This window comes from Clostridia bacterium (assembly GCA_017410375.1).
GTDB lineage: Bacteria > Bacillota > Clostridia > RGIG6154 > RGIG6154 > RGIG6154.
In genome coordinates, this window is sequence record JAFQQW010000069.1 from 19,883 (window position 1) to 32,719 (window position 12,837).

General features: G+C 45.5%; 14 protein-coding genes. 9 read left to right on the forward strand and 5 right to left on the reverse strand.

Annotated features, from left to right (window positions below; all coding sequences use genetic code 11):
- Positions 1 to 196 precede the first annotated feature (196 nt).
- Positions 197 to 1,252 carry a site-specific integrase gene (locus IJE10_11435; GenBank protein ID MBQ2968715.1) on the forward strand — a complete coding sequence of 352 codons (1,056 nt, stop codon included), beginning with the start codon at positions 197 to 199 and terminating at the stop codon, positions 1,250 to 1,252.
- 527 nt (positions 1,253 to 1,779) lie between these two features.
- Here the strand turns inward: IJE10_11435 and IJE10_11440 are convergent.
- The 5 genes from IJE10_11440 to IJE10_11460 all read right to left on the reverse strand — a co-directional run bounded on the left by IJE10_11440 (position 1,780) and on the right by IJE10_11460 (position 6,012).
- On the reverse strand, positions 1,780 to 2,022 hold the full coding sequence (locus IJE10_11440; GenBank protein MBQ2968716.1) for a hypothetical protein: 243 nt from the start codon (positions 2,020 to 2,022) through the stop codon (positions 1,780 to 1,782).
- 73 nt (positions 2,023 to 2,095) lie between these two features.
- Complete coding sequence (locus IJE10_11445; protein MBQ2968717.1) at positions 2,096 to 2,491, reverse strand: hypothetical protein; 396 nt, start codon at positions 2,489 to 2,491, stop codon at positions 2,096 to 2,098.
- A 26-nt stretch (positions 2,492 to 2,517) separates the two neighbouring features.
- Positions 2,518 to 4,884: an endonuclease MutS2 gene (locus tag IJE10_11450; GenBank protein MBQ2968718.1), complete on the reverse strand. Its 2,367-nt coding sequence runs from the start codon at positions 4,882 to 4,884 to the stop codon at positions 2,518 to 2,520.
- Positions 4,881 to 5,117: a hypothetical protein gene (locus IJE10_11455; GenBank protein MBQ2968719.1), complete on the reverse strand. Its 237-nt coding sequence runs from the start codon at positions 5,115 to 5,117 to the stop codon at positions 4,881 to 4,883. Before IJE10_11455 ends, IJE10_11450 begins: the two co-directional genes overlap by 4 nt.
- A gap of 103 nt (positions 5,118 to 5,220) precedes the next feature.
- Entirely contained in the window at positions 5,221 to 6,012 is a 792-nt protein-coding gene (locus IJE10_11460) for a sugar phosphate isomerase/epimerase (GenBank protein ID MBQ2968720.1), read from the reverse strand.
- A 108-nt stretch (positions 6,013 to 6,120) separates the two neighbouring features.
- On the opposite strand from IJE10_11460, the gene IJE10_11465 reads away from it, so the two are divergent.
- The 8 genes from IJE10_11465 (at position 6,121) to IJE10_11500 (ending at position 12,711) form a co-directional block, all read left to right on the forward strand.
- Entirely contained in the window at positions 6,121 to 6,360 is a 240-nt protein-coding gene (locus tag IJE10_11465; protein MBQ2968721.1) for a hypothetical protein, read from the forward strand.
- 100 nt (positions 6,361 to 6,460) lie between these two features.
- Positions 6,461 to 7,162 carry an HAD-IIB family hydrolase gene (locus tag IJE10_11470; GenBank protein ID MBQ2968722.1) on the forward strand — a complete coding sequence of 234 codons (702 nt, stop codon included), beginning with the start codon at positions 6,461 to 6,463 and terminating at the stop codon, positions 7,160 to 7,162.
- On the forward strand, positions 7,159 to 9,675 hold the full coding sequence (locus tag IJE10_11475) for a glycyl radical protein (GenBank protein MBQ2968723.1): 2,517 nt from the start codon (positions 7,159 to 7,161) through the stop codon (positions 9,673 to 9,675). The genes IJE10_11470 and IJE10_11475 overlap by 4 nt, the downstream gene beginning before the upstream one ends.
- An 18-nt stretch (positions 9,676 to 9,693) precedes the next feature.
- Entirely contained in the window at positions 9,694 to 10,482 is a 789-nt protein-coding gene (locus IJE10_11480) for a glycyl-radical enzyme activating protein (GenBank protein ID MBQ2968724.1), read from the forward strand.
- Positions 10,483 to 10,485: 3 nt separating this feature from the next.
- Complete coding sequence (locus IJE10_11485; protein MBQ2968725.1) at positions 10,486 to 10,845, forward strand: BMC domain-containing protein; 360 nt, start codon at positions 10,486 to 10,488, stop codon at positions 10,843 to 10,845.
- The gene (gene eutP, locus IJE10_11490; GenBank protein MBQ2968726.1) at positions 10,842 to 11,273 is read left to right on the forward strand and encodes a EutP/PduV family microcompartment system protein; all 432 of its coding nucleotides are present in this window, start codon (positions 10,842 to 10,844) and stop codon (positions 11,271 to 11,273) included. The genes IJE10_11485 and eutP overlap by 4 nt, the downstream gene beginning before the upstream one ends.
- Before the next feature lie 125 nt (positions 11,274 to 11,398).
- A complete protein-coding gene (locus tag IJE10_11495) occupies positions 11,399 to 12,199 on the forward strand; it encodes a class II aldolase/adducin family protein (GenBank protein MBQ2968727.1) in 801 nt (266 codons plus the stop codon).
- Positions 12,200 to 12,234: 35 nt separating this feature from the next.
- On the forward strand, positions 12,235 to 12,711 hold the full coding sequence (locus IJE10_11500) for a heme-binding protein (GenBank protein ID MBQ2968728.1): 477 nt from the start codon (positions 12,235 to 12,237) through the stop codon (positions 12,709 to 12,711).
- The last annotated feature ends 126 nt before the right edge of the window (positions 12,712 to 12,837 follow it).

Sequence of the window (12,837 nt, forward strand, 5' to 3'; positions counted from 1 at the left end):
CATAGCAGTAACCCTCCCACTATCCGGGAATCGGCGAGCCTTTGAGCTTTTTGTTAAAAAAAACAACCCCCGGTACTGCAATACCGAGGATTGTAATAAATAGAGTGCATATAGATATACACACTAATACCAACAAAAGTATATCACATTGCACTCTACTTTGTCAACCCAAATTTATGCAAAGGAGTGCTGTATTATGAAAAGAAGAGCAGACGGCAGATGGAAAAAAGCTGTAACCATTAACGGCAAACGCAAAACCTTCTACTCCACCGCAAAAACCGAAAAGCAAGCCGAACGGGACCTCTTGCAGCAGATTATGAATTTTAACGAAGCAGAGGAACGCGGCGCGCTGTTTGTAGAGGTTGCAGACAAATGGGAACGGGACCACCTTCCCAAACTTGCCCACAGTACGGCTGAAGGCTACAAGTCTCTGATTGCGTTTGCAATGAAATATTTTGAATACGCTTACATAAAAGATATAAGACCAATTCACATAAAGCAATTCATGCAGAAGAAAATCAACCAAGGCTATTCCGCAAAACGTGTAGAACACCAAATGTCTGTTCTTGGCATGATTTTAAAATATGCTTGTATCGAAGGCTACATCACAGATAACCCTGCACAATATATAACCGTTCCGAAAGGACTTCCAAAAAAGCCAAGAACCATTCCGAACAAGCAGGAGATGGAAACAGTTAAAATCAGCACAGATGCACCATTCGGTCTAATCGCATATACCCTTTTACATCTTGGTTTACGCAAAGGCGAACTCCTTGCTTTAGAAGCCACAGACATCGACCGAAAAAACAATCGTGTCCATATAAACAAATCTGTATACTTCAAAGGCAACGCACCATATATCAAACGTCCAAAAACGCCCGCAGGAGAACGAACAGTTATTCTCCCTGAGTGTTTAAAGGAAGTTTTACCAAAACAGCATATCGGGTTGATTTTCCGCGGCAAAAACGGGCTCATGACACACTCAGAGTTCCAAAGCGGATGGAAAAGCTACCAAAAGTCAACCGGATTGAATATAACACCGCATCAGCTCCGTCATGCGTACGCAAGCTATATCTTGCACGATTCTAAAATCGACGTAAAGACAGCCCAGTACCTGATGGGACACGCGGACATCTCCACCACTCAAAACATCTATACCCAAATCACAGAACAAGCATTGAGTGATGCAAGCCAACTGATTAGCGCACACCTTGAAGGTCAAAATGGTGTCAGCACCGCTACAGCCGACTAATATAGCCAAAGCTATAGTGTTCGACTCCCCGGTGGTTCACCAAAAAGAAGACACCTGTTAAGGTGTCTTTTCTTTTTGGTGAATTTTGTTCGAAGTCGAACCCCGGACGAGGGGCGCGAGCCCGAAGCGCTGCCGGTGGCAGATGAAGCGAGGCGCTCGCGGCGCAGCAACCAAAATTGCGCCCGATGAGGGCAAGCAATTTTGTGCGTTGCAAGAGGGCTTTGTTCGCTCAATCCAATATGAGGGCTACTCCGAAACACCTGTTAAGGTGTCTTTTTTGTTTGGTGATTATTCGAAGTCGAACCCCGGACGAGGGGCGCGAGCCCGAAGCGCTACCGGTGGCAGATGAAGCAAGGTGCTCGCGGCGCAGCAACCAAAATTGCGCCCGATGAGGGCAAGCAATTTTGTGCGTTGCAAGAGGGCTTTGTTCGCTCAATCCAATATGAGGGCTACTCCGGAACACCTTTTAAGGCGTCTTTTCTTTTTAGCACAAAAACCACCTTACCGTCACAGTAAGGTGGTTTATCTTAAGAATGATACAATATATCCATTTCCGGTAATGCCTCCATAATCGGAACACCCTCGATTTTACATTTTTTTAAGAATGTTTTACAATCTTGAAAAATCTCATCACTTGAGGAATTTTGTTTTCCAATCACAATCCCATCCGGTGTCCATGCCAAAACTGTGTACATTTCTCCACGAAAAGAAAATTCAATATCCGCGCCCTCGTCTATTAAGTTAATCAATTCGTTCTTTTCAATAATCATAGCAGGTCACTCCAATCTGAATTCTGTTTCCGAAAAATAGTCGGCAGAGCCTCTCCGCTTCGGTCAATGGATTTTATTTTCTTCTCTGAATGAAATAAATCAGCAATTCCAATATCAAAAACACGGGAATAAGCCACACTATTGTGTCGAGCACGTCGGTCATACCGAACCAGGAACAAACCAAATATGCTACGCAAAAGCCGATACCTAAGACGCGAATGATATAAACAAAGATGTTTTTATTCATCTTTTTTTCCTCGTTTTCGCGTTTTGCAAGATCTTGTTCCAATTCCAGTAGCTTGCAATTTCGCAGCAGCGCTGCAAAACGGTTCACCACCACCACAATACCAACTATATATCCTGTATCAAACGTCTCTTTGAAAGCAGCAAGTACAATCAAGCCTACCCCAATCAGCATCCAGAGTACATTTACAAGGATTCTGTATTTAATCTTGTTTTTGAAGGTCATTTTTTTCGTGCTCCATTCATTTCTTCTTATTTTAACTGTACCACAGTAACGCCCAGGTCACCCTCGCCAAATCTGCCGAGGCGGAATTCCTCCACTCTGCGGTTGCATTTTAAAGCATCGTGAATCGCCTGACGCAATGCACCCGTGCCTTTGCCGTGCACGATGGTTACGGTTTTTAAGTTTGCTACCACCGCATCGTCAATAAACCGTTCCATTTCCGCAACCCCTTCTTCTGCAAACTTACCGCGGATATCCAGTTCGGGACTTATCACCTGGGATTTGCCCAAAGTAGAATGGTTTACCGAATAGCGCTTTGCCACTTCTGCGCCCGTATCCTCTTTGGCTTCCCGCAGGGACGAAAGGGGAACGGTGATTTTTAAAATACCCGTCTGGACAGTAACATTTCCTTTTTTATCGGGCAATGCTAAAACGGTGCCCTCGGTATCGGTATCCACCACATACACACGCATACCCGGAATAAGCTTTTGCGGTACAGCACCCGGTGCCTGCGGTTTTTTCTTCTGAATTTTTTTGGACAGACCGCCACTCTTTTCCCGAAGCTCTTTGCGGATGCGCTCCAATTCCTGCTGGGCTTCCTTTTGCTTTTCGGCAGCTCTTAATGCCTTTACCTCGTCCAGCATGGCAGCAACCTCAGCCTCTGCATCCTCGATAATTTTCTGCGCCTTTTGCATGGCTTCCTTTTCGATGCGGATTTTTTCCTTTTCCAGACGGTTATAGGTCTTTTCCACACTCGCCTGCTGATCCGCCGCTTTCTGGGACAGCTCTTCTGCCCGAAGCTGTTCCGCTTCAGTCTGCTGTCTGTTTTGTTCAAGCTCTTTTAAAACATCCTCGAATTTTACATTTTCACCCGAGAGATAGTCTTCTGCCTGCTCTAAAATTTTCTTATCCAGACCCAGCTTTTCGGATATGGCAAAGGCGTTGGATTTGCCCGGCATGCCGATGTTTAACTGATAAGTGGGTCGGAGGGTTTCTACATCAAAGGCACAGGAGGCGTTTTGCACTCTGTCCTCTGTCATGGCATACAGCTTCAGCTCGCTGTAATGGGTAGTTGCCACCGTTTTAGCACCTTTTTTGCGCACATGCTCTAAAATGGACATGGCAAGTGCTGCGCCCTCGGTGGGGTCTGTGCCTGCGCCAAGCTCGTCAAACAAAACAAGGCTTCCGCGACCTGCAAATTTTACAATTTTTACAATGTTGGTCATGTGTGCCGAAAAAGTACTTAAGCTTTGTTCGATAGACTGCTCATCCCCGATGTCTGCAAAAATTTTACGGAACACCGAAATCTCTGCGTTATCGGCTGCAGGAATCAAGAGACCGCTTTGCGCCATCAGACACAAAAGCCCGAAGGTTTTTAAGGATACCGTTTTACCGCCCGTGTTGGGACCCGTGATTACCAAGGTATCAAAATCATCCCCTAAGCGGATGTCGATGGGTACCGCTTTTTTGGGGTCTAACAAGGGATGTCTTGCCTTTTTGATGTTTAAAACGCCTTTATCGTTCACTTTCGGCTTTACGCCGTTGTAATCGAGGGCATATTTCCCCTTGGCAAAGGCAAAGTCCAGCTTGATAAGTGCTTCAATATTGACCAAGATATCTTCACCGCAATCTGCAACACGCTGCGAAAACATCTGTAAGATACGTTCGATTTCGTATTTTTCCTTTTGTTCTTCCTGTTTTAGCTTGTTATTGGTTTCCACCACCGCCATAGGCTCGATAAAAAGGGTCGCACCTGTAGAAGAGGTGTCGTGTACTAACCCCGGCACGTCGCCCTTATGCTCTGCCTTTACCGGCACAACAAATCTGCCGTTTCGGGTGGTAATTAACGCTTCCTGCAGGAATTTGGCGTTTCCGCCCGAAATAAAGCCGTTTAAGGTGTCGCGCACCTTGTTGCCCAACTGACGGATGGTACGGCGGATGGACAAAAGCTCACTTGAGGCGTTGTCTGCCATTTCTTCTTCATTTAATATAGAGGAAGTGATGTCCGCTTCTAAGGTATCAAAGGGTAAAATATCGCGGATATAGCCTGCAAGCACAGGAAATTCTTCAATTCCCTCGCCGTAGCCGTGGTAGGCTTTGCCGCAAGACAAAACCCTTGCGATATCCAGAAGCTCTTTCATGGACAGCACACCGCCCGACATGGCACGCTTGATGCTTGCGGTCTGACCTTTGACCGCGCAATGGGGCGGAGACGCAAATTTCAACAGACATTTTAATGCCTGGTCGGTTTCGGAAAGGGATTCCTCCACCAAATAAAGGTCTGTTTCAGGCTTTAAGCCAAGAACCTTCTCCTTGACCGAGTCGCCCGTCGCAAAGGTTTCCAATTTTTGTAAAACCTTATCAAATTCCAATGTTCTTAAAACCTTGTCATTCATTTTCTGTAATCCTCACATAAATCCTTAAGGCTCACGGCAGTCGCTTTGCCGATTGCCAATTGTTTCATAAATAAGACTGCTTTTTTATAGCTTCCGCAAAAGGGCACGGTTTGTTGCAAAAGAATGCCTTTCTGCTGCGTGATGCCCACCGTCAGAGGTGTGCCTTTTTGTACATAATAACAAATATTGCCCGTTTTCGGTGTGCTTGCTGTGCCGACGATATGTTTTTGCATACACTCAACTCCCTTAAAAAACAGAGTATCAAGTTTGATTTTCCGTTTCAAGAGAATTTTTCAGGCTGTTTTTATATATTTTCTTATGATTTCGGCCGTTTTCTTATTCGGACGCGATTTTTCTTAAGCTTTCTACAGATGCTTTTAAATGTGCGTCTGAGGTAAGGGCATTGTTATAGATTTCAATGATGCAGTCGCCCTTGTAGCCAAAAGCCTTTAAATCGCGGAATACTGCGGAAAAGTCCACATCCCCATCCCCAGGCAGGAGACAGTCGGAGATGTCATTTGCATCCGAGATATGTACGTTTAAAAGGCGGTTCGAAAAAAGCTTTACATATTCAAGATAATTGAAGCCTGCTCTTCGTGCCTGCTTTAAATCCAGGGTGAAGCCTAAATGGGGAGAGGTCAGCTTTGGCAAAACTGCTTTTAAAAATTCTATGTCATGGGTTACGCACCAGCTTACGTTTTCCAAGGCAAGCTTTATGTCATACTCCCCTGCAACGTCTGCAAGGTAGTTGATTTTTTCCGCAAAGCCATCGGCATCAAAGTATTTAGAAAGCATTTCCTTGCGTGCACCGTGGAAGGTATGATATTTAGCACCCAGCAAAAGTGAGGCGCTGAGCACCTTGCGGTAGATGCGTTCGGCATCGGTTACACGCCTTTGGTAATCCGAGAACAAAAACGGCTCGTGCTGTGCCACAAACGAATGCACCGAAACCACCTTTATGCCTGAAGTATCCAGTTTTTCTTTTAACGCCAGACAGAATTCCGGCGCATATTCCGATTCGGAATTTAAAAACACCTCTGCCGTATTGACGCCGATTGCCTGCAGGCGGGCAGGGATATTTTCCGTAAGCTCCGGATAAAAGCATGCCGTTGAAACACCGATTTCCATAATTTTTACTACCTCTTCCATTATTTCAGCATTGTATTACACCATACATCTATGCTACTATTTAAGTATAGCATACATTCCAAAAAAAAGAAAGGGGATTTAAAAATTTTGCGTATACTTTTTTCTCATATAAATAAATTAAAAGGCTTTTCTAAATTTGCCTATCTTTTTTCCACCTCGGTGGCATTGTTTATTCTTCTGTTCTGCCTTGTGCTTCGGTTTGTACTCCCTTTAAGCACTTCCTTTTTGTTTATCGCCCGGGAAACCATTATAACCGCGGCAGGCATCTTTCTGATTGGCTTAATTATTTCTGTTTTTGCCCGATTTGCACAAAAACCAACCGATTGAGGTTGGTTTTTTCTGTGTTTTTGTTATTTTTTTCTGTGAAACTATTGACTTTTTTGGTTTTTTGTTGTAAACTTGTATATGAAGGAGAATGAGAAAATCTATGGTATCTATGATAATCTGTGATTTGGACGGCACTTTGCTTCCCAAAAACGCAAAAAATCTACAACCGAATATTTTAGATGCTTTAGACAGCTTTTCCGAAAAAGGGATTGCCCTTTGCATTGCAACAGGCAGAAGCTATGTGCAGGTTAAACGGATGTTTGAAGGCTTAAAGCATCCTGCCTATTTCATCTGCTCGGACGGTGGCATTACAGTATATAAAGAAGAAACCCTTTTAAAATTTCCGATTGCCTTTGACAAAACAGACTATCCCACAGCCATTGGCTACGGCAAATATATCGCCTATGCCTCCTGCGGGAACAAGCCCTTTTACCGACAGGCTAAGGCAGACTATAACGGGCATGTACTTCCCCTTTGTGAATGCAGGGATGAAATCTATAAGGTGGCGGTTAAAAACGCACCCTTAAAAGAAATTCCGGGACTTAAACGCATTTACAAAGATGCCACATGGCAGGAATACATTTCCCCTGAAACCGACAAAGGCGTTGCGTTAAGCGCGCTGCAAAAAAAACTTGGCATAAAAAAAGAAGAAACATACATTTTCGGGGACGGCTTAAACGATATCCCCATGACGCCTTACGGGAAAAGCTTTTTAATCGGCAACGGCTTTCCCGGCTGGCAAAACCATTTTGAACAAAAATACAAAGACTTTATGACGGCTATAAAGGAGGTTACCTTATGAATACAGCACATTTCAGAGAAATCGCAAAGACAGACCGAATCGGTCGCTTAATTGAAAATCTTTTTAAGAAGATGCCAGAAGTAGAGGCTGACCGTGCGGTTTTAATCACAGAAAGCTATAAAGAAACCGAAAACTTACATATTTATTTAAGACGTGCAAAGGCTTTTGAACACATCTTAGATAATATTCCGATTACCATCCGTGATGAGGAATTGATTGTAGGCAGCGGTACAAAGGCGCCCAGAGGCTGTCAGGTATACCCCGAATTCTCTTACGCGTGGTTAGAGGGTGAATTAGACACCATTGAAACCCGTACCGCAGACCCCTTTTATGTATCGGAAGAAACAAAGAGAAAGTTAAGAGAAGTGTTCCCCTACTGGAAGAACAAGACCACAAGTGAGCTTGCCGAATCGCTCATGGCACCCGAAACCAAAACGGCTATGGCGCACAATCTGTTTACCCCGGGCAACTATTTCTATAACGGCATCGGGCATGTAACGGTAGACTACGGCAAGATTTTAGCGGTTGGCTACAACGGCATTATAAACGAAACCAAAGAAGCGATGGCAAAGCTTGATATCAGCGATGCAGATTATGCAGACCGCTATACCTTCTTACAGAGTATACTGATCAGCTGTGAGGCGGTTATCCGTTATGCGGCGCGCTATGCAGAGCTTGCCCTTTCTATGGCAAAATCCGAAACCGATGACAAACGAAAAGCAGAACTTTTAAAGATTGCAGAAAACTGTGTACAGGTACCCGGCAACGGTGCAAGAAGCTTTTACGAGGCTTGCCAGTCGTTCTGGTTTGTACAGATGCTCATTCAGATTGAATCCTCGGGTCACTCCATTTCCCCCGGCAGATTTGACCAGTACATGTATCCCTACTTTGAAAAGGATATGGCGCAGGGTAGCTTGACCTATGAATTTGCGCAAGAACTGATGGACTGCATCTGGGTAAAGCTGAATGATTTAAACAAAGCACGCGATGCGGCATCGGCAGAAGGCTTTGCCGGCTACAGCCTGTTCCAGAACTTAATCGCAGGCGGTCAGACCAAAGAGGGCTTGGATGCCACAAACGATTTGTCTTACATGTCCATCCAGGCAACCATGCATGTTATGTTGCCGCAGCCGTCTTTTTCGGTGCGCGTATGGAACAACACCCCCCACGAATTTTTATGTAAGGCAGCCGAGCTTACCCGTACGGGCGTAGGACTTCCTGCCTACTACAATGACGAAGTGATTATCCCGTCTCTTTTGTCCCGTGGACTTACCATGGAGGATGCAAGAGAATACAATATCATCGGTTGCGTTGAGCCGCAGAAATGGGGCAAGACCGACGGTTGGCATGACGCGGCATTCTTTAACATGTGCCGTATCATCGAGCTGGTGTTTGACAACGGCAAGGATAACGGCGAACAGGTGGGCATTCCCACAGGCGATGTGACAAAGATGACCTCTTTCGAAGAGGTGTTTGAGGCATACAAGGCACAGATGAAATACACCATAAAGCTTCTTGTAAATGCCAACAACTCCATCGACGTGGCACACGCAAAGCGTTGTCCGCTCCCCTTCCTTTCTTGTATGGTAGAAGATTGTATCGGCAGAGGAAAGTCGGTGCAAGAGGGCGGTGCTATCTACAACTTTACAGGCCCGCAGGGCTTTGGTATTGCCAACATGGCAGACGCGATGTATGCCATCAAAAAGCTGGTGTTTGAAGAAAAATCCGTAACCATGGCTGAACTGAAAGAAGCTTTGCAAAACAATTTCGGAGAAAGCACCTCGGCAGAGAATGCAGAAGAAGTGACCACCCAGATTGTAAAGGCACTTGTCGCATCGGGCAAAACCGTAACCGAAGAGCAGATTGCTTCTATTTATAAGCAGGTTGCAGGTAACAGCGGTGACGAAAAATACACTTCTGTGCGCGAAAAGATTTTGGCACTTCCGAAATTCGGTAACGACATTCCCGAAATCGACAGCTTAGCTCGAGAGGTTGCTTATACATACACCCGTCCCATGGAAAAGCACAAAAACCCCAGAGGCGGTATTTTCCAGGCAGGTCTTTATCCGGTATCGGCAAACGTACCCCTTGGTGCACAGACCGGCGCAACGCCTGACGGCAGACTGGCATACACCCCCGTGGCTGACGGTGTATCCCCCAGCGCAGGCGCAGACGTTTCAGGTCCTACTGCATCTGCAAACTCGGTTTCCAAGCTTGACCACGGCATTGCCTCCAACGGCACGCTGTTTAACATGAAGTTCCATCCCTCTGCATTAAAGGGACAAAAGGGCATTGAAAACTTTGTGGCACTTATCCGCGGTTACTTTGATCAGAAAGGCTCGCACATGCAGTTTAATGTGGTAAGCCGTGAAACCTTAAGAGATGCACAGGCACATCCTGAAAACTACAAGAGCTTAGTGGTTCGTGTGGCAGGCTACAGCGCACTGTTTACCACCCTCTCGAAATCGCTTCAGGACGACATCATCCGCAGAACCGAACAGAGTGGATTTTAATAAAGGAATTTAAATACTATGAATTACGAAAACATTACCGGAAGAATATTTGATATTCAGCGTTTTTCGGTACATGACGGACCGGGCATCCGCACCATCATCTTTTTAAAGGGATGTGCACTCCGTTGCAAATGGTGCTGTAATCCCGAATCCCAGAGCTTTGAAATCGAAACCATGAAATTAGATGACGGCAAGGAAAAGCTTGTGGGACGGGATGTGACCGTTCGGGAAATCATTGAGACGGTTGAAAAGGATATGCCTTACTATCGCCGTTCGGGCGGTGGGCTGACCCTGTCGGGCGGTGAATCGCTCCTGCAACCACAGTTTGCAGAAGGCATTTTACGGGCTTGTCAGGAAAGAGGCATCAATACCGCCATCGAAACCACCTCGGTGGTGGATTACAAGGTGATTGAACCGCTTCTTCCGCTCATTGACACCTATATGATGGACATTAAGCACATCAATCCTGAAAAGCACAAGGCATTTACCGGAAAAGACAACCAAAGAATTCTGGAAAACGCAATCAAAATTGACAGAAACGCAAATAAAATGATTGTCCGCGTGCCTGTCATCCCAACCTTTAACGATACAGAGGAAGAAATCCGCGAGATTGCAACCTTTGTTTCCAAATTAGAAAAGACCAACGAAATGCATCTGCTGCCCTACCACAAGTTCGGCACAGACAAGTATCGCTGGTTAGGGCGCGATTACACCATGCCGGATGTGGATACACCCACAGACGAAAAAATGGAGCGCCTGAAAAAAACTGCAGAAAGCTTAGGCATTACTTGCCGGATAGGAGGTTAACCCATGGAATATCAGGACAAAACGCGCATCATACAAGAGCTGGTACCCGGCAAACAAATCACCCTTGCCCACATCATCGCAAACCCGGACGAAATTCTGTATAAAAAGCTCGGTCTTGACCCGGCGGTGGAATACAGCAAAAGTGCCATTGGCATCATCACCATGTCACCTGCCGAAACTGCGATTATCGCAGGAGATATCGCCATTAAAGCTTCGGGTGCAGAATTGGGATTTGTAGACCGCTTCAGCGGTACACTGATTATCACCGGCACCGTCTCGCAGGTAGAGGCTTCCTTAGAAGCCGTTTGCGATTACTGCAGACAGACTTTAAGCTTTACGGTTTGTGAAGTGACCCGCACATGAGAACAATTATTTTTATGGGACGCAGCGGCTGCGGCAAAACAACACTGACACAAGCCTTGCGGGAAACGCCCATCAGCTATCAGAAAACCCAGGACATTCAGTATTTTAACGGTATTATTGACACCCCCGGGGAATATGCGGAAAATCAGCATTTGGGACGGGCACTTGCCCTTTACTCCTACGAGGCGGATGTGGTTGGCTTATTGCTTTCCGCCACCGAAGAATATTCGCTGTTTCCGCCAAACGTCACCTGCCTTGTAAACCGTGAGGTGATTGGCATCGTGACCCACATCGACTGTGAAGGCGCAAACCCGGAGCGTGCAGAACGGTGGCTTCGGCTTACGGGTTGCACAAAAATCTTCCATATTAACTCAAAAGATAAGAAAACGTTGGTTTCTTTGTTGGATTTTCTTCAAAACAAAGAATAAAAACAGAAAAAACCACAAAAAACCACAAAAAAGTGTTGACATTCATGGGAAACCATGGTAAAATAAAGACAAAAGTAGTAAAAAACAAAGAAAACAAAAATTCATAAAAAAGGAGAAATGAAACAATGACATCTGAATTCGAAATCAAAAAACAAATTTGCGACATCGGTAAGAGAATTTACAACAGAGGCATGGTTGCTGCAAACGACGGTAACATCTCCGTTAAAATCAGCGACAACGAATTCCTCTGCACCCCCACAGGCGTATCCAAGGGCTTTATGACCCCCGAATACATCTGTAAGGTTGACGCAGAAGGCAATGTGATTCAGGCAAACGGCAACTTCAAGCCCTCTTCTGAAATCAAAATGCACATGCGTGTATATAAGGAAAGACCTGACGTTAAGTCTGTTGTACACGCACATCCTATCTATGCAACCGCTTTTGCTATCGCAGGCATTCCGCTGACACAGCCCATCATGCCCGAAGCAGTTATCGCACTCGGTTGCGTTCCGATCGCTGAATACGGCACGCCGTCCACCAACGAAATCCCGGATGCTGTTGAAAAGTATCTCCAGTACTATGATGCAGTTCTTCTTGCAAACCACGGTGCACTTTCCTACTCCGATTCTTTGCTTGCGGCTTACCACAAGATGGAATCCCTGGAATTCTATGCAGAGCTTCTCTTCAAAGCAAAACAGCTCGGCGGTCCGAAAGAACTGAATGAAGAACAGGTTCAGCGTCTCTATGAAATCAGAAGACAGTTCGGTTTATCCGGTAAGCACCCTGCAAACCTCTGCCCGAACGCAAAAGAAGGCAAAGCAAGCTGTCATTCCTGCGGCGGCAACTGCCATTCCAAGAGCAGCAATTCCGATGCAGATTTAATTGCTGAAATTACAAAGCAGGTTATGGCACAGCTGGGTAAATAATTTTACCTACATATTTATAAAGAAAGGAAACGGTCATGCAGAATCAGGAACTTTCCGAAATTGTGGCAAAGGTTGTGCAGAATCTCACATCTAAAAAAATAAGCCTTGCCCTGGCAAAAACCGTTGCCGATAAAATTCAGGACAAAGCCAAAGAGTTAGGTGTAAACGCAGTCATTGCCATTTGCGATAAGGGTGCAAACCCGATTCTCGTACATTCTATGGACGATGCATACATCGCAAGCTATGATATTGCGGTAAACAAAGCGTTTACCTGTGCTTCCCTTAAAATGTCCACCAAAACCTTATCGGGGCTTGCACAGCCCGGTAAAAGCCTGTATGGCATTCAGTTCACCAATCAGGGTAAGATTGTGATTTTCGGCGGTGGCGAACCGCTTGAAGTTAACGGTGAAGTCATCGGCGGACTCGGGGTAAGCGGTGGCTCGGAAGAGCAGGACACCCTTCTTGGCGCTTACGGAAAATCCGTGTTTGAAACGGAGATTTCAAAGCTATGAAACAAGGTCTTAGAATTGTAAAAACCACAGAGCCGGAACTTACGGCATATAAAATGGTCGAAAAGGGCGGTTACCTTTTATCAAAAGCAGAGCTAAACATTCTTTTGAAAAAATGGGAATCCTTAA